Below are 18,531 nucleotides of genomic sequence, written 5' to 3'. Positions count from 1 at the left end.
GTTATTTCGGGTACTTAGTTTCTAGCGCCGTGTAAAGCTGTTGCTGAAAATCGTCAGCGCTGGCGTCAAGGGTATTAACTAAGTTGGCTAACACTTCGTTATCTTCTTCACCGTTCCAAATTTTAATATAGCTACCGTCTTTATAACCGTGATCTTGACGGAAAAAATTCAGCGTATTTTTACCAACATATTGACGAAATAGCTCATTTAAATCCATCGACATTAAGCGCATACAGTCAGCTAAAGCTAAGGCGTCAAAAGCCTTATCAGTAACGGCTGCTGAGGCAAGGGCTTCTAGAGCAATTTTGAAATCTTGCTCGCCACTGTTTTGGGTTAATTCATTGGCTAAAGTCTGGGTGATATCTTCAATTGAGTCGCCAGTCATTAAGCGTAAACTTAGGCCGAAATGGAAAATATCCACTAATTCTAACTGTACCTGTGCAACGTCAATTTCTTGGTGTTTCCACCATTTCCAACCATGGTGATCTAGCATTTCTGCACACTCAACCCAAATGGCACGATACCATTCATAATTGTTATCTCGCCAAGTTTCACTGACCCGTGAATTCATGGCATTTTGCATTGATAACATTTGTGTAATTTGGTTTTTTGCCGTGCTAAGTAAATCGCTCATGCTTTTCTCTATTCTAGTCAATTAGGTGGTTGATCAAGTTTTGATAGTGCAAGAATAAACTAATAAGCTTTACGGTTAAAGTATTGGGCGAATAATGGCATTATATAATCATTAAAAATTATCAGAGGTTTGGTTTTGACAGCTCAAGTTCCAACTAAAGTATCCAGCGAAGTACAAAGTGAAGCGTTGCGTATTGCCAAAGGCACGCAAAAAAAATCGCAAACTAAAGAGCAAACTAAGTTGATTGCTCAAGGTATCGAAAAAGGTATTAGTGAATATAAGAAGCAACAAAAAGTTAAGGCTCGCGATCGCGATAAACAACGTAAAAAATCCGTCGCGACGAAAGCGAGTGTTGAAGCAACAGATATATTGCCAACTAAAAGTATTAAATTAGAAAGCTCATCAAATAGCGTTAGAGCACTTTCCGTTTTACCATGGTTACTTTTGCTAACGAGCTGGGGTTACTTTCTTTTATTTTAAAAATTTTAAACAAGGAAGTCGCTTGAAAGGAAAGTTATTTTGAGCGATTTACTGAACTACAAGTAATGCACTTTGCTGTATTACTATTTTAATATTGATATCGCGCTCTTAGCCAAGCATTGCTGTTGTCTTGATGTTGACCAAAAAAAGAATATTCTTGCTCACCAAAAAACACGTTTGCACCAGCACTTAACAACCATTGATCATTATATTGGTAATTGACTGAAGGCTTAATGTAACCATCTTTATCGCTTGGTGAATAAAAAGTAAATATTGAATAAAGTAACGTTTGCTTCTGCGCACGATAGCTTAAGCGTAAGGTTAATAAATGACGATTCTCTGCTACTAATTGTTCAGGATTAGCGCTATTTTCAAGCCAAGCCTGATAATTTTTAGTGCGCTCTAGGTAATATTGCATACTCGCAGTGAAGTTTTTCGCTAATTCGTGCTCATAGCCAATTAATAATCTGTGTTGACCATTGGCTATTCGGTCGTTATTTCCATGCGTATCTTCAATGCTATTATAGCTAGCATATTCGATATTGACGATACCACCTTTAAACGGTGCTAATGCGCTAACGCCCCATGAATTTAATTTTGGAAAGTATGCTTGGTTTTCTACTTGTACTTTACTGCCCATAGGTGTTGGCCAAAATCCACGATAACCATAGAGTGAAAATTCAACAGCTTTAATACGGGTTTTTAAGCGTGCAGACCATTGTGCTTGACTAGTTTTATCAACGGTAAATGCATTTGCTGGCGCGACTATTTGCTGTGCTTGTGGTGAATAAAATGAGAAACGTTCACCAGTGATATAGTTATCTGGGGTAAATTCTGGTGTCCATACTAAGGTGAAATTAACCTCTTTATAAAACCAGTTACTTCTGAGGCTATTAGAAGGCGCTTTTAGGTATTCATCAGCACGACCAGAAAAAAATGACTGCCAATCTTTAGCAAACAAGTCATTTACAAACAAATAGTCGCCAGTGCCCCAGGTTAATACTTGTCTACCCGCTTTTATATCAACAAAACTAAATGGACTGGCGCTAATGCTCAGCTCTCGGGTTTGGAAAATAGTTTTAGCTAATACTGCGTCGTAGTAGCTATCAAGTTTGCCACTGGCTTCGAAAAATTTATGGCTATAATCGAGATTTATTCTTGCTCTTAGTTCGTTAAGTGAGGCTCCGTCTTTGACGACATTCGATTGTAAAAACTGCCCGTAAGCGGCCTCGACAAAACCGGTTAATTGCCAAGGCGACGGAGGAGGAGCTTCAACCCAAGCGTCGGCCCAGTCATCGTTATTCTCATTATTTGCGCTCACGGTTGTACTCACCACTAAAAGCAGAGTATTGAGCCCCAAGGCTTTAATCAACGATAAAGTATTAATATTTTATGTCCTCTTAGCTAAATAGTTAGCAATTATTCTAACCAAGCTTTCGGTGGTGTACGCATACTGCGCTCACTAAAAATATTATCAGGCAAACCCAGATTATATTTAACGTTACGAAATTGCATTTCGGTATAACTATTATTGCTGAGGTTGGTAATGCGTGATTTCATCACTGTGGGAATGCCGTCAATATCTTGCACTTGCAGTACGGTCATTTGGCGTATTGCTTGGTTGCTTTGATCGAAATAAATGGTTTCTGTTGGGAGAAAGTTTTGCTTATTTATTTTTACTGTATAGCTGCTAAATTCGACACTATTTTGATCTTTAGGTTTAGCGGTAATAGTGTAATTGGTTTTATCTTCGCTAACTAAAGTAAAATTATCTTCCTTAGGGTTACGACCCGAAACATCTTCATAATAAAAGTGCGAACCAACAAAAGACGTGCGTTTGTCACCAGCAGAAATACGTTTAACCAGATCGAGCGCCGGTAAAAACAACCAACGATTGTCGTCGCCTTTAAGTTGTTTTTCTACACGAAACACCGTGTCTTTGACATTGCTTGGTTGTGAGAAAAATACCAGCATATTTTGATCGCCAAGATCTTGTACATCTTTACGTAAAATAGTGAATTGTCGCATTTGGCGATTACCGTTTTCATCCACAATAATTATTCGCGCCTCAGCGCTGCCATCGTTACCGGCGTAATATGAAGCTAGATTCGCTTGATCGATAATATCTCGAACTGTTTTTGTTACTTCGTTATTTGTCACGTTTGTTGTGTTTGAATTATCTAAGGATAGTTCTTCGGCATGTAAGCCAAAATTAGTCACTAAAAGTAAGGTAAACGACAAGGCTATTTGCACGCTGCTTTTTACTGTTTGCATCATATAATTACTTACGTTAATGGTCATGATGGTTTCCTTTATGATTACGCTAATTTTTTTGTATTTTTAGTCTTACGATCACGAGCTAATATTGTGAGTATTGCCGGTAGTAACACTAAGGTAACTAATGCAGATAAAATCATGATGCTGGCTAAGAAAAAGCCAACGGTGATATAGGGCATAAGTGGCGATAACAATAGTGGTGTAAAACCAATGGCAATAACAATGGCATTGCGCGTGATGGCACGACTAGGCTCTTGAAACATCGCCTTTAGTGCTTTGCTTAGGCTTTGATGTTCAACTTCTAGTTCGCGCACACGCTGTATAAAATGTATGGCAAAATCAATTGATAATCCTAATGTTAATGCCGATAAAACAGCGATAGGCATATCATAAGCTTTGCCAAACCAGCCAACTAATCCGTAGATCATCGTGATAGTAAAAGTCAGTGGCAACATGGCCAATATGCCATATTTTATCGACCTAAAGAGCAGCATCATCATGATAAATACGATGACAAAAGACGATAGTAGGCTATCTATCATGCCGCTGACCATGGCGTCTTGCCAAACCACATTGAGGTATGATTTACCCGCCCATTGATGCTGCACATCGATAGGGGGTGGATTTTCATTAATGTAATTGTCTATCCAACTCACCACATTAGCCATGTGTTGATTATCGCCACTGGTCATTTGTAGCCATAAAAGTGTGCGTTGGTAATCAGGGCTAACAAAGTGCCATAAATCTTGCGGGCGATGAGAAGACTGAAATTGCAATAAGGTTTGTGCAACACCATTACTGGTGTTTGGAATCGCAAAGTCTTTATCGTCACCAGAATTAAGCTCGCGGTTCACGGTGCTAATAATATCGGTCAAACTATTTATCTTGCCGACATCACCTTTATTGACGACAGCGGTTTGCAATTTGGCCAACCAATTGAGCATTTCAGGGTCAGTAAATATTTTTTGGGCATTGTTCGCTTGCTCACTGACATTATAAAGTTGCTCAAGCCAAGGTTGTTCTAGCTCATTTGCACTAAATCGAAAATCATCAAGCTGTATTAATAAATCTTGTGTAAAGAAGCTGCTTTTTTCATTCGAATCAATTTTTAGCCATTGATTATAGGTTTCTGCAATCGCTATTTTTGTTTCACCATCATACGCCGTGTTAAGTATTTTGCTAAAGCTATCAAGGGCTTTTTGTTGTTGAGGGTTGTTATTACTAAACACTAGCCATGCATTATAAGTGCCGGCAAAATGTTTATTAAGCGCTTTGTCGGCGATACGAATTTCATGATCAGCTTTAAACCAATTTACCGGATTGTCATTAATAATAATACGGTTAACACCGACCAAACTAACAGCAAATAAAGCAATAAAAGTGATTAAAATAAGTTTGGTACGTTTAACCGAAAAAGCGCCCAGTTTTTCTAGACTGTTGGCCAATCGGCCTTTTTGTTCCATCAAGGCTACTGCGCGCTGTAATTTAGCTAAGGTTTCAGGCTTCATGCGGGCAATGTAGGCTGGGATATAAGTAATAGTTAAAACAAAAGCCAATAAAATACCGCTTCCGATAAAGGCACCAAAAACTTTTACTGGTGGAATCGGAGTTAACATTAGTGAGTAAAAACCGACGGCAGAAGTTATTGAAGTAAATAACATGGGTTTGTACAAATGGCCCATAACCTTTTTAATGGTTTTTGAGGCGTCATCACCGGCTTTAAAGCGATCGGCAAATTCAGATAAAATGTGTACCGAGTCAACAACCGCGATAGGCATAAGGAATATAGCAATCATCGAAGACATAATATGCACAGTAAAGCCTAAGCCTATTAAGCTCCCCATGATGATTAATACCGTTGCCATGGCGACTACCATAGGTGCAATAATCAGCGCTATATTGCGAAAGAAAAACCACAGTAATAAAAATATAGCTACGCCAGCCAATGGTGCAGCTACGCCCATTTGAACAAACATTTCATAACCAAACTGGTCTTCAGCGACCGGTAAACCCGTAATGTGAAAAGCCAAATTTTCTTGTTCAATTGCCGTTATGTTAGCGGCTAAAGCACGAATTTGTTCAGCAATAATATAACTTTGATCTTTGGCAATAATGGGAACATAAATCGAAACGGCTTTGTCGTCGCCAGACACTAACGTGTTATTCAACATAGGTAAGCGTTTAACTGCTTGTTGAATCTCCTGGCTTGCTTTTGCGCTAGTAGGGGCTTGTTTCATCAGGTATTCAAACAAAACACCTTGATTAACACCCTGCTCGTTAGTTAACTGACTAATATTGTCGACAACATTTAGCGACAATAAATCTTCTGCGATAACGCCATCAAGCTGAAGAATATCGTTAGTTAATTGCTCTACAATATTTAAAATTTCAGGCGTAAATATACTGTTTTTACTGACTAAACCAACGACGATCATATCGCGCATCAGAAATTCTGTTTTTATTTGATTATGAAATACCCGCGCCGGAGCATCTTGGCTAAGCATATTTTCAGGATCGGTATCAATGGCTATTTTGGGCAGCATCGCCACACTCAAAAGCGTGATGAGTAATATTAAGCTGTAGATTACTTTCGGTTTTTCGATGGCAAAGTTTAATAGGCGTTGATAGTTCAAAATACTTCCTTGGCTAGCTTATAATCATTGGGGCTAATGAATGGGTGATGCATTGAGCCGTTGGTAACTCTTCTAACATTAAGGTATATTAGATAAGTGTAATATACTTTTATATTAGCAGTATCTAATGTAATATCCAACAAGAAATAACCTTTCGTAATAAAATGACTTTTTACGATACACAATAGAGCGTTATAAATGACCGAGTTAGCAGCAATTGATATTAAAGAAATGCGTGAAAATGCCTCGCAGGCTGCCGATTTATTAAAAGCCATGAGTAATGAGCACAGGCTGTTAATATTATGTCATTTAGGTGAAAAAGAAATGTCGGTAAATGAGTTGAATAACTTTGTCGATTTAAGCCAATCAAGCTTATCGCAACATTTAGCCCGATTACGCCAAGATAACTTAGTCAAAACGCGACGTGAATCTCAGACTATATTTTATAGTATATCTAATCCTTCGGTGGTGAAGTTAATTAGCTTTTTACACAGTGAATTTTGCGCCAAGCCTTTATAAAAAACAACTAAACATCTCAGGTACTAAAGCATATAAAAAAAGTAATAGAACTGAGTCCTAGCCGTTACTAAATAATTTTTTTCTCACCATAGCGCGATAAGCTTTTGGCGTTATATTTAGCATTTTTTTAAATAGCCGTGTAAAGTTTGCTTGGTCTTGATAGCCCACCTGAAAGGCCACTTCTTGAATCGATAAATTACTCGCCGCTAATAATTCTTTCGCTGTTTGTATTTTTAATTGTTGCCAATATTTTGTGGCATTAATGCCGGTGGCGAGTTTGAATCTGCGCGTAAATGAGCGCTGACTAATGCCAAACTGTTGAGCAATCTCATTTAATGTTAATTCAGCGTTTAAATTTGTTTGCAGCCAAAATTGAATTTGGCTTATTAATTCGTCTGGGTGGCGATCTACTGCACCTTCTAAGTAACGTTGTTCTTCATAAGGCTTTCTAATCTCATGGGAAAAGTTTCGCTCCACTTGCTGTGCGGCATTTTGTCCGTAAATTTGAAATATAATATGCACAACAATGTCAGCTAAGGCATTTACACTGGCAGCACAATAAGTTCGTTCAGATTGGGTAATAAAAAAGTCTGGTTTTAAATCTACTTTTGGATAATCACGTTTAAACTGCTCAACATAGTGCCAATGGGTAGTGGCAGGGTGATAGTCTAAAATACCTGCTTCAGCCATGAAGCAAACGCCAGTACCACCACCAATTAAAGTTGAGCCGCTTCCCCAAATATCACTTAACCATTGTAACATTTTCGGCTGTTTAGCAATTGTAGGTCTAGGATTGCGCCATAAACTTGGAATAAAAGCAAAGTCAGGGCGTTGCGCATGGTCAATGTCAGTATCTGGCAGTAACTTAATTAAAGCTCGCGTAGAGATAGGTTTGATAGTTTCAGCAACCATTTGAATCGATAAACGTGGAGCACGACGATTTTCTTGCAAAGCCACTGCTTCACCAGCACGTAGCATTTCAACCGGCAGGCTGACACTAGTCGCCAGCATGTGATCATAGAGTAACAAGGCAATGTTAATGGTATTGCCTTTACTGCGCTTCAATTTTGCTTTCATGACGCTTTAATCTGCTTAAATTTTACTTGTTTGGCTATTTTGACACATTTTATGGCTATATATGAATATTATTTATTTGCGCTAACTCTTACACTGACAACATAAATATTTAGATTTGAATTTAAAGAGATTTTTCATGACTGCGTTACCGATTATAGTTGGCATGGGTGGCATTAATGCTGCAGGTAGAACATCGTTTCATCAAGGCTTTCGCCGCATTGTTATCGATAAATTAAATGCTGAAGTTCGCCAAGAAACTTTTGTTGGTTTAGCGACTTTAATGAACTTATTAACGAGCCAAGCAGGCAATTTAGTTGACGCTGAAGGCAATGTAGTTGAAAAGTCTGACGTTGAACAACGTTTCGGCGAAGAAATTTTGGCTGGTACTTTGATCCGCAAAATTGAAAATGAGCACTTTAATCCTGACGCGACACCATGGCAGCAAAAATTAACCATGGATACTGGCGAAAAAGGTATTAGTTTTGAAACCCGTGCCCGTGATTTACCAAGTCCGTTGCCGCGTTCATGGAAAATTACCGAATTAGAAGATAAACGCGTTCGTGTAGAAATTGCTGGTGAGATTGAAGTTAAACATGACTCAACCCGTGATAACCCGATTAAAGCCGCAGGACAATTTCCAACTGGTTTTAAACCAGCTAGTTTATATAACAGCCGTTATCAACCTCGTGGTTTACAAGCGACAATTTTTGGCGCAGCCGATGCAATTCATTCAACGGGCTATAGTTGGGATGAAATTGTTGACAGAATAAGCCCAGATGAAATTGGTACTTATTCAGCCTCAGTGTTTGGTCAAACTCAAGCAGAAGGTGTTGGCGGCATGATGCAAAGTCGCCAAAAAGGCGAACGAGTATCCACTAAAAACTTAGCGCTGGGTTTAAACACCATGTCGACTGATTTTATCAATGCCTATGTTACTGGCAGTGTTGGTACAACATTTACCTCTACTGGTGCATGTGCAACTTTTTTATATAACTTAAAAGCGGCAGTACAAGATATTCAAGCGGGCCGGATTCGTTTGGCGATTGTTGGTAGTAACGATTGTGCAGTAACACCAGAAGTTGTTGAAGGTTTTGGCAACATGAGCGCACTGGCTAATGAAGAAGGTTTGAAAAAAATTGATGGCAATGGTATTGCCGATCATCGTCGTACTAGTCGACCGTTTGGTGATAACTGTGGTTTTACTATCGGTGAAGCGGCACAGTTTATTGTGTTAATGGATGACGCGTTAGCGCTTGAACTAGGTGCTAATGTTTTAGGCTCAGTGGCTGATGTCTTTACCAATGCTGATGGCATTAAAAAGTCTATTACCGCGCCAGGTCCAGGTAATTATATTACTATGGCTAAGTCAGTTTCATTGGCTAAATCGATTATAGGTGCTGAGTCAGTTCAGCAACGTAGCTTTATCTTAGCGCATGGTTCTAGTACGCCGCAAAATCGTGTTACTGAATCATTAATTTATGATCGTGTCGCAAAAAGTTTTGATATTAATAATTGGCCTGTTGCAGCACCAAAAGCCTATGTTGGCCATACTATTGGCCCAGCAAGTGGCGATCAGGTGGCTATGGCGTTAGGTGTATTTGCACACAACATCATGCCGGGCATTACCACTATTGATAAAGTGGCGGATGACGTTTATAACGAACGCCTAAATATTGCGACTGAACATTGGCATTGTCAAAATATGGATGTTGCCTTTATTAACTCAAAAGGCTTTGGTGGTAATAACGCTACAGCAACCTTGTTTTCGCCAGCGATAACCTTGGCGATGATGGAAAAACGTCATGGTAGTGATGCCATGGAAAATTACCATAATAAAGCCAAAGTTGTAGAGCAGGCTAGAGTTAAATATCAAGCGCAGGCCGATAATGGTGAGTTTCAAATTATCTACCGTTTTGGTGATGGTACTTTATTGGATGATGACGTAACGCTTACCGATGAAGATATTAGTGTTAAAGGTTTTGCTAATAAAATAGTGCTACCTGTAAAGAACCCATTTGCCGATATGATTTAACCTTAACTAGCAAAGCTAGTTTGTCACAAAGCCCTGCAATTATATTGACAGGGCTTTTGTATTTAATGCACTATAAACAATCGCTAGATGAATATTATTCAAATACTCATCAATTTCTACGGCTGATAAAAATGACTTTACTGTAGGTAATGTAGCCTTAATTATGCAGCTTACATCATAGTAATTTAATAACGATTGAAGTGGTACATAATATATGGCTATCGCGCCTATTAAGATTGCGCTAAAACTTGACGAAGACATCGTTGAGACCAAAGCTAACCAAACACGCGCTATCATATTAGCCATAGCTTTAGGCTTGTTTGGCGCATTGCTCAATAGTTACCCTATTGAGCTTGCCTTTAGCGTTTCTTTAGTGATTGGTAATCTGGCGTTTATTCTTGCCGCTGCTTATCTTCGTCCTGCATTAACACTATTATGTGCGTTGATTTGTGTCGCGCCGTTGTTCATTATTTGGGGCCACCCTTTTGGTTTTATAACCTTCGGCTGTGAAGCACTTTTTGTTTCCTATATGCGGGGTCGTGGCTGGTATTTGCCAACAGCAGACTTTTTATATTGGCTTATTATCGGTATGCCACTAACCGCGGTGTTAATTTGGTTTAATACGGCAGAGTCACAAGGATACTTATTGTTTTCGCTATTTAAGCAAAGTATCAATGCAGTTTTTTATACCGCTTTGGCCGTGATCTTGATTTTTGTTTTCAGTGATAAACTCAATGGTTGGGTAAAGACACAGCAACCTCGGCTAGTAAAAAATCTTAAGCAATATTTACACTATATTTTATGGATTATGTCTGCTTTTTTTGTGATTGGCGTTTGCTTGTTTTTAAGTCGTAATTTAAATGATATACAACAAAAACAAATTGAAGATAAGCTTGATATAAGTAGCCAATATTTAGGCCGTATAGTAGATAACTATGTTGATGACCACAAAAAAGCTGTTGCACAAATAGCTAATGAATTATCTGCTATTGAGCCAAGTAGTTACAACGATGCGTTAGTTAGAGTTCATCAGCTGTACCCAGGTTTTATAACTATGTTGATAGCTAATAAAGAGGCGAATATAGTGGCTTCTTCACCGTTCTCTTTAATGAAAAATATAACTAAAAATGCTGTAAGTGTCGAAGACAGAGCTTATTTTACGGAAGCATTTTTTAATCAATCTATTTACGTTTCTCCCGTTTTCTTGGGTAGAGGGTTTGGCGCTGATCCTATTATTGCCATTAGTGCCCCAATTTATCTTAAAAATAATGATAAACCGACAGGGGTAGTTGAAGGGTCTTTAAACTTAAACCTATTTGAAAACGTTAATAGTTTTTCTGCGAACGATCGAGAGATTGAAGTTGTATTAACCGATGAAAATGACAATGTTATCTATGCAGAATCTACTTTAGCTGTGACTAAGTTGTCGAAATTTAATTACGTTTTAGAACATGTAGATATTACACCGCAATTAATGAGGATTGAGTCTCAAGGATCGAGTAGAGAACGTTATTTATACCGCAAAATAGAGTTAAAAAATGGCTGGAAAATATTTGTATTAATTGAACATAGTCAAATATTAAAGTTAATTGAACAGCAATATTTAACCATTTTTCTCTCGTTATTCTTAATCTTTATTTTAGTGGTTTTATTAGCAAACCAAATTGCTAATACTTTAAATAAACCCTTAGCCTTCGCTTTAAAAGAACTTGCTCATGGCGATGTTAAAGAAGGCTATAAAGCTATTCCTTATGATGATGCCCCTAGTGAATTTTTAACCTTATATAATGAATTACAACAATCGAAAGAACGTTTACTTAAGCATCAATTTATTTTAGAAGAAAAAGTAGAAAAACGAACTAAAGAGCTGAATAAAGCGAATAAAGCGCTGAAAGCATTAGCCAGTAAAGATAGCTTAACAGGTTTGTATAATCGTCGTTATCTGGCAAACAAATTTAGCGAATTACAATCGATACTATCGCGAAATAATGCTGCTATGGTAGTAGCAATGTTAGATTTAGATCACTTTAAAAAACTTAATGATGAGCATGGTCATTTAATGGGTGATAACTGCTTAAAATTTGTTGGTGAAGCGATGCAACGCAAATTTGATCGTCGTAGTGATATTGTTGCCCGTTTTGGCGGTGAAGAGTTTATTGTTGTTGCGCAATATGATGAACAAAATGGTGTGTTGAAAAAGCTTGAAGAGTTGCGTGAAGAAATAGTGCAACACTGCTTCCCTTATGATGCTCACCACTTTATTGGTGTTACTATTTCAATTGGTGCTGTAACCGCGAATGCTAAATTTTCTGGAAACATTGATGATTGGATCCGGCTCGCAGATGAACAATTATATGAAGCAAAAAACAATGGCCGCAATCAATTATCAACAAATCACTTAGCTAGCGTGAGTAAGAGTTAAGCTCGGTGTTATTATAAATATCACTTTAAAATACGGTAGACCGCATTTTAAAGTGAGCTATACAAGTTTATGCTTCTTTTTCTTGAGCGGTTAAAACAAAATCTAGAATGCCAATAGCGGCTTTTCGACCTTGGTCTATAGCGGTAACTACAAGGTCTGAACCTAGCACCATATCACCGCCAGCAAATATATTTTCCTTAGAAGTTTGTAATGCAAAGCTGGTATTGTCGGCAGCAATTACACGACCTCTAGCATCAACTTCTACACCAGCATCTTTCATCCATTGTGGTGGGCTTGGCATAAAGCCAAAAGCAATAACCACGGCATCAGCAGGCATGATGAACTCAGAGCCTGCAATAGCTTCTGGGTTGCGTCTACCTTTAGCATCTGGCGCACCCAGTTGTGTTTTGATAAATTTAACACCACAAGCTGAGCCGTTATCGTCAGTCGCAATATCAATAGGCTGAATATTAAACTGGAAATCTACACCTTCTTCTTTAGCATTTTGTACTTCGCGTGGCGAACCCGGCATATTGGCTTGGTCGCGGCGATAAGCACAAGTAACTTCAGTGGCACCTTGGCGAATAGAGCTACGTACACAGTCCATCGCGGTATCACCACCACCGAGTACTACGACCTTTTTACCTGAAAAATTAACATAAGGTTTGGCGTTTGCATTGCCATCTTCTTGTGAAAGTTTCATTAATTTCTGGGTGTTTGCAATCAAAAAGTCTAGGGCGTTGTAAACGCCTGGTGCAGATTCATGCTCAAAACCACCTGTCATATCGGTATACGTACCAAGGGCTAAAAATACCGCGTCAAATTCATTACTGATATCAGCAAAACTTATATCGACACCCACATTGATATTTAATCGAAACTCAATACCCATACCTTCAAGAATTTCTCTACGAGTTTGGATAACATCTTTTTCTAGTTTAAAAGATGGAATCCCAAAGGTCAGCAAACCACCAATTTGAGCGTGCTTATCAAACACAACGGCTTCAACGCCGTTTCTTGTTAATACATCGGCACAAGCTATGCCGGCAGGACCTGCGCCAATAATAGCAACACGTTTTCCGGTAGCAATAACTTGAGATAAATCAGGTTTCCAACCTTGAGCTATAGCGGTATCGGTAATGTATTTTTCAATATTACCGATAGTGACAGCACCAAAGTCATCATTGAGGGTACAAGCTGACTCACAAAGCCTGTCTTGTGGACACACACGGCCACACATTTCAGGCAAACTATTGGTTTCATGACAAAGGTCAGCAGCCTCCATTATTTTACCTTCAGTCACCAGCTCTAACCATTGTGGAATGTAATTATGCACAGGGCACTTCCATTCACAATAAGGGTTACCACAATCTAGGCAACGATCGGCTTGGCCTTCACTTTGATCTTCACTCAAAGGTTGATAAATTTCGACAAAATTTATCTTGCGCTGTTCTATCGCTTTTTTCGGCGGATCGATGCGTTTAACATCGATAAATTGATAAATATTTTTACTCATGAGTTAGCTTCTCCACTCGTGTTCTCATTATTGTGCCTGAACACGAAGTTCTGCAGATGAACGGCTGCGATGTCCCAAAAGGGTTTTAACATCAATGGCCTTTGGCTTAATCAACTTAAATAGTGGTGCGTATGTGGCAAAATTATTCAAAATTTCTTCTGCCCTTAAGCTGCCTGTTTCATCTAAGTGCTGGTTGATAATGCCACGTAAATGTTCTTGATGGATATTAAGTTCATCTATCGCTAACATTTCAATTGATTCATTGTTAAGGCGTATGGCCAAATCGTCTTGCTCATCTAAAACATAAGCGAAACCGCCGGTCATACCAGCACCGAAATTAACCCCAACTTGACCTAAAATGGCAACAATGCCGCCGGTCATATATTCACAGGCATGATCACCCGTACCTTCAATAACGGCATGACAGCCAGAATTTCTTACAGCGAAACGCTCACCTGCACGACCACAACCGTAAAGCTTGCCGCCGGTTGCTCCGTACAAACAAGTATTACCCATAATCATGGTTTTATGGCTTAAATATTCAACACCTTTTGGTGGCTTGATAGTTAATTTACCACCGGCCATACCTTTGCCAACATAGTCGTTGGCGTCACCTGTTAGCGTCATTTCTAAGCCACCGGCGTTCCATACACCAAAACTTTGACCTGCAGTACCATTTAAAAATACTTTAACTGGGTTTGCTGCCATGCCTTGATCGCCATGTTTACGAGCAATTTCACCAGATAAAGAAGCACCTACAGAACGATCTGTGTTTTGAATAGTTAAACGGTATTCACCACCGGTACTGTGAGCAATAGCGTCTGAAACTAGCGCTAGTAAACGCTGATTTAACTCACCTTTATCAAAAGGCTCATTAGTATCCGTTTGATGTAATGCGGTATCGTCACCAGCAACAACGGGTGCAATTATAGGGCGTAAATCTAGCTTTTGTTGCTTTGCGGTGATACCCGCTAAAGGTACAAACAAATCTGTGCGACCAATAATAGCCGTTAAGCTTTCTACACCTAAACTAGCTAAAATTTCACGAACATCTTGAGCTATAAATTTAAAATAATTCATGACTTGATCAGGCAAACCTTTAAAGAATTGTTCGCGCAGTACTTCATCTTGTGTTGCAACACCTGTAGCACAGTTATTTAAATGACAAATACGGAGGAATTTACAACCTAGAGTCACCATAGGAGCGGTACCAAAACCGAAGCTTTCTGCACCTAAAATAGCCGCTTTAACAATATCCAATCCAGTCTTTAGACCACCATCTACTTGTAAGCGAACCTTATGACGTAAACCGTTTGTTACTAATGATTGATGGGCTTCAGCTAAACCAAGTTCCCATGGGCAACCCGCATACTTAACTGAGGTTAATGGACTGGCACCTGTGCCACCGTCATAACCAGAAATAGTAATAAAGTCAGCATAGGCTTTTGCAACACCAGAGGCGATAGTGCCAACACCTGGTCCCGACACAAGTTTTACTGAAATAACTGCTTTGGGATTAACTTGTTTTAGGTCGAAAATCAGTTGTGCCAAATCTTCAATCGAATAAATATCGTGATGCGGAGGAGGTGATATTAAGGTAACACCAGGTACTGAAAAACGTAGTTTTGCAATCAAAGGAGTAACTTTATCGCCTGGTAATTGGCCACCTTCACCGGGTTTTGCGCCCTGTGCTACCTTAATTTGCAGCACATCGGCATTTACTAAATAGTAAGGTGTAACGCCAAAACGTCCTGAAGCAATTTGCTTAATACGTGAATTTTTTACCGTTCCAAAACGGCGTTCGTCTTCTCCACCTTCACCAGAGTTAGAAAAACCACCTAAGCGATTCATGGCAATAGCAAGTGCTTCATGTGCTTCAGGACTTAACGCGCCAATAGACATAGCAGCGCTGTCAAAGCGTTTAAATAGTTCGGTGTCGGCTTCAACAGCTGAGATATCAATCGCTGTTTGATCGTCTTTTAGGGCTAATAGATCCCGTAATGCGGCGGCTGGACGTTTGTTAACGTGGTCAGCAAAGATTCTGTAATCACTATACTCACCGCTGCGCACCGCTGCTTGTAACGTGCTAACAACATCAGGGTTATAAGCGTGATATTCACCACCATGTACGTATTTTAGTAAGCCACCATGACTCATTTTTTGATGCGGCATAAAGGCTTTGCGAGCAAGGTTAATATTGTCTTGTTCGATGTCTACAAAATCAGCGCCTTGAATACGGCTTGGCAAATCTGGGAAACAAAGGTCCATGATGTTACGATTTAGACCGATAACTTCAAATAGTCCAGCACAACGATAGCTTGCGATGGTAGAAATACCCATTTTTGATAAGATCTTCAATAGACCTTTATTGATACCTTCACGATAATTTACCACGGCTTGTCGGGCAGTCAGGTCAATTTGATTTTGTTCAACCAGTTGCTCAATCGTATCATAAGCTAAGAAAGGGTAAATTGCCGTCGCACCTAAGCCGAACAATACCGCAAATTGATGTGAATCACGTACCGAAGCGGTTTCAACAATAATGTTTGAATCACAGCGTAAATGTTTATCGACTAAACGTTTTTGTACAGCACCAACCGCCATTGCCGCTGGAATAGGTAACATACCTTTTTGAATCTTGCGATCTGACAACACTAATATAACGGTGTTTTTATCTCTTACTAAGGTTTCTGCTTCATCACACAAGCGTAACACTGCAGCTTCTAAACCTTCCGCCTGATCATAGTTCAAGGTGAGGGTGTCTGAACGGTAATGCTCAGGGTCAAGCTCACGTAATTGCTTTAATCCGGTATACATTAATACCGGCGTAGCAAATAAAATACGATCAGCATGGCCCGTAGTTTCATTGAAAACATTATGTTCACGGCCAATACAAGTGCCTAATGACATAACATAGCGTTCACGTAATGGATCAATAGGTGGATTGGTTACTTGGGCAAATTGTTGACGGAAGTAATCATAAAGTGAGCGCGGCTGACTTGATAATACGGCCATTGGCGTGTCATCGCCCATCGAACCTGTCGCTTCTTGCGCGTTTTCTGCTAATGCTTTTACAACTTGATGTATTTCTTCGTAGCTGTAGTTAAACATTTTATGGTATTGAGCGATTTCTTGATCACTAAAAATCCGTTGGCCAATCAGGCTGGCATCTAATTGATCGAAAGGGATTAAACGACGAATATTATTGTCTAACCATTCACGGTAGGGATGGCGAACTTTTAACTCATTGTCGATAGCATTCGAGTTATAAATTTTACCGGTGTAAGTATCAATGGCTAGCATTTCGCCTGGACCTACACGGCCTTTTTCGATGACTTCATCTTCGCCATAATCCCAAATACCCACTTCAGAAGCTAAGGTAATAAAACCATCTCGGGTGATAACATAACGAGCAGGTCGCAAGCCATTGCGGTCTAAGTTACAAGAAACGTGACGGCCATTAGTAACAACAACCCCTGCAGGACCATCCCAAGGCTCCATATGCATAGAGTTAAATTCATAAAAAGCTTTTAGGTCATCATCCATCAAAGGATTACTTTGCCAAGCAGGTGGCATTAATAGTCGCATGCCGCGGTAAAGGTCCATGCCACCAGCCATAAATAGTTCAAGCATGTTGTCTAATGACGAAGAGTCAGAGCCGCTTTCATTAACAAAAGGTGCAGCATCTTGTAAATCTGGTAGTAACGGTGATCTAAAACCGTGCGCGCGCGCGCGGCTCCATTGACGATTACCTTTAATGGTATTAATTTCACCATTGTGTGCTAAATAACGGAAAGGTTGTGCTAAATGCCATTCAGGAGATGTATTGGTTGAGAAACGTTGATGGAATAGGCAAATAGCGGTTTGCATACGAATATCGGCTAGATCCAAATAAAAATTTGGTAAATCTACCGGCATCATTAAACCTTTGTAAATTGTGACTAAGCACGACAAGCTTGCTACATAAAAGCGTTCATCAGTGATACGCTTTTCAGCACGTCGTCTCGCCATATATAGTCGACGCTCAAGATCTCGGTTACGCCAACCTGAAGGCGCATCAACAAAAACTTGCTCTATACCAGGTAAATTACCTTTAGCAATGTCACCTAATGTGCTGGTATCTGTAGGCACTATTCTCCAACCTACTAAGGTAAGTGTTTCACGTGCTAATTCTTCTTCTAGAATTTTTTTACTAGCATTTGCTTGAATAGGATCTGGATTGAGAAAAACCATACCAACGGCGTATTTTCGGCCTAACTGCCAGTTATTTTCTTCAGCAACAGCGCGAAAAAAACTGTCTGGCTTTTGCATTAACAAACCGCAACCGTCACCGGTTTTACCATCGGCAGCAATGCCACCTCGATGCTGCATACGGTCTAGTGCTTGAATGGCAGTCTTTACGAGTTTATGACTGGTCTCGCCGTGCTGATGGGCAATTAGACCAAAGCCACAATTGTCTTTTTGATATTTATGATCGTAAAGTTGCATTATCTTCTCCTAAATAAAGGCCTCGGTAGTTTGGTTTGATGAGAGTGGAATAAAGTCATACAAAAAGTGCATAAATAATCCGAAATTCGTACCGAGGAACCCCTTACATTAAACATTTACAATTGATACGTCAATCAGAATAGAGTAAATGCTCGTAACTTTTTTACGTGATTATTAATGGGAAGTAGAAATTAGTCTGATAAGTGCGCTCTTTATGTTATCAATTATGCAATTTTAAGGTGAATAAGCTGCAATAATAAATTACCACTTTAATTTATGTAATTTTATTACATTATTCAGTTATAAAGGAGCTAATGCTTATAATATTTTATATTCACTATTTATTCAGCATTATAATTGGTGGGGAGGGCTTTTTATAGCGTATTAGTGATAGTTAAGTATAGGACGTAAATCGTAGCAAGTTAAAGCTATACTTATTTCACATTGTGGCAT

General features: G+C 39.3%; 11 protein-coding genes. 4 read left to right on the top strand and 7 right to left on the bottom strand.

What is annotated here, in order from left to right; all coding sequences use genetic code 11:
* Window position 1 precedes the first annotated feature (1 nt).
* Window positions 2-634: a dUTP diphosphatase gene (locus tag H4J38_RS03440; RefSeq protein ID WP_182129453.1), complete on the bottom strand. Its 633-nt coding sequence runs from the start codon at window positions 632-634 to the stop codon at window positions 2-4.
* 135 nt (window positions 635-769) lie between these two features.
* Between H4J38_RS03440 and H4J38_RS03435 the strand changes: the two genes are divergently transcribed.
* Window positions 770-1,114, top strand: coding sequence for a DUF2956 family protein (locus H4J38_RS03435; protein WP_182129451.1), 345 nt, complete (start codon window positions 770-772; stop codon window positions 1,112-1,114).
* 88 nt (window positions 1,115-1,202) lie between these two features.
* On the opposite strand, the gene H4J38_RS03430 is transcribed toward H4J38_RS03435, so the two are convergent.
* The 3 genes from H4J38_RS03430 to H4J38_RS03420 form a co-directional block, all read right to left on the bottom strand.
* Window positions 1,203-2,435 carry a hypothetical protein gene (locus H4J38_RS03430; RefSeq protein ID WP_182129449.1) on the bottom strand — a complete coding sequence of 411 codons (1,233 nt, stop codon included), beginning with the start codon at window positions 2,433-2,435 and terminating at the stop codon, window positions 1,203-1,205.
* A gap of 98 nt (window positions 2,436-2,533) precedes the next feature.
* Complete coding sequence (locus H4J38_RS03425) at window positions 2,534-3,415, bottom strand: outer membrane lipoprotein-sorting protein (RefSeq protein WP_220465399.1); 882 nt, start codon at window positions 3,413-3,415, stop codon at window positions 2,534-2,536.
* Between the two features lie 17 nt (window positions 3,416-3,432).
* Window positions 3,433-6,024 (bottom strand): RND family transporter, encoded by a 2,592-nt coding sequence (locus H4J38_RS03420; protein ID WP_259365372.1) that lies wholly within the window; start codon window positions 6,022-6,024, stop codon window positions 3,433-3,435.
* A 198-nt stretch (window positions 6,025-6,222) separates the two neighbouring features.
* Between H4J38_RS03420 and H4J38_RS03415 the strand changes: the two genes are divergently transcribed.
* The gene (locus H4J38_RS03415) at window positions 6,223-6,543 is read left to right on the top strand and encodes a metalloregulator ArsR/SmtB family transcription factor (RefSeq protein ID WP_182129447.1); all 321 of its coding nucleotides are present in this window, start codon (window positions 6,223-6,225) and stop codon (window positions 6,541-6,543) included.
* 57 nt (window positions 6,544-6,600) lie between these two features.
* On the opposite strand, the gene H4J38_RS03410 is transcribed toward H4J38_RS03415, so the two are convergent.
* Window positions 6,601-7,620: a GlxA family transcriptional regulator gene (locus tag H4J38_RS03410; RefSeq protein WP_182129446.1), complete on the bottom strand. Its 1,020-nt coding sequence runs from the start codon at window positions 7,618-7,620 to the stop codon at window positions 6,601-6,603.
* A 136-nt stretch (window positions 7,621-7,756) separates the two neighbouring features.
* Here H4J38_RS03410 and H4J38_RS03405 point away from each other — a divergent pair, with 136 nt between their 5' ends.
* Both H4J38_RS03405 and H4J38_RS03400 read left to right on the top strand, forming a co-directional pair.
* Window positions 7,757-9,652: a beta-ketoacyl synthase gene (locus tag H4J38_RS03405; RefSeq protein WP_182129444.1), complete on the top strand. Its 1,896-nt coding sequence runs from the start codon at window positions 7,757-7,759 to the stop codon at window positions 9,650-9,652.
* A 214-nt stretch (window positions 9,653-9,866) separates the two neighbouring features.
* Complete coding sequence (locus H4J38_RS03400; protein WP_182129442.1) at window positions 9,867-12,074, top strand: diguanylate cyclase; 2,208 nt, start codon at window positions 9,867-9,869, stop codon at window positions 12,072-12,074.
* 67 nt (window positions 12,075-12,141) lie between these two features.
* Here the strand turns inward: H4J38_RS03400 and H4J38_RS03395 are convergent, their stop codons facing one another.
* Window positions 12,142-13,590, bottom strand: a complete 1,449-nt coding sequence (locus H4J38_RS03395) for an FAD-dependent oxidoreductase (RefSeq protein ID WP_182129440.1) — start codon at window positions 13,588-13,590, stop codon at window positions 12,142-12,144.
* A gap of 27 nt (window positions 13,591-13,617) precedes the next feature.
* Entirely contained in the window at window positions 13,618-18,078 is a 4,461-nt protein-coding gene (gene gltB / locus H4J38_RS03390; RefSeq protein WP_182129438.1) for a glutamate synthase large subunit, read from the bottom strand.
* Window positions 18,079-18,531 lie beyond the last annotated feature (453 nt).

Source organism: Colwellia sp. BRX10-3, assembly GCF_014077505.1.
Taxonomy (GTDB): Bacteria; Pseudomonadota; Gammaproteobacteria; order Enterobacterales; family Alteromonadaceae; genus Cognaticolwellia.
The sequence above is the reverse complement of the archived record's forward strand: the minus strand, read 5'-3'. Positions and strand labels throughout refer to the sequence as shown.

Excerpts from the sequence above, each read along its gene's own strand:
- H4J38_RS03440 (WP_182129453.1), bottom strand. The coding sequence starts at position 634 with ATGAGCGATTTACTTAGCACGGCAAAAAACCAAATTACACAAATGTTA.
- H4J38_RS03425 (WP_220465399.1), bottom strand. The coding sequence starts at position 3,415 with ATGACCATTAACGTAAGTAATTATATGATGCAAACAGTAAAAAGCAGC.
- H4J38_RS03415 (WP_182129447.1), top strand. The coding sequence starts at position 6,223 with ATGACCGAGTTAGCAGCAATTGATATTAAAGAAATGCGTGAAAATGCC.
- H4J38_RS03410 (WP_182129446.1), bottom strand. The coding sequence starts at position 7,620 with ATGAAAGCAAAATTGAAGCGCAGTAAAGGCAATACCATTAACATTGCC.
- H4J38_RS03405 (WP_182129444.1), top strand. The coding sequence starts at position 7,757 with ATGACTGCGTTACCGATTATAGTTGGCATGGGTGGCATTAATGCTGCA.
- H4J38_RS03400 (WP_182129442.1), top strand. The coding sequence starts at position 9,867 with ATGGCTATCGCGCCTATTAAGATTGCGCTAAAACTTGACGAAGACATC.
- H4J38_RS03395 (WP_182129440.1), bottom strand. The coding sequence starts at position 13,590 with ATGAGTAAAAATATTTATCAATTTATCGATGTTAAACGCATCGATCCG.
- gltB (WP_182129438.1), bottom strand. The coding sequence starts at position 18,078 with ATGCAACTTTACGATCATAAATATCAAAAAGACAATTGTGGCTTTGGT.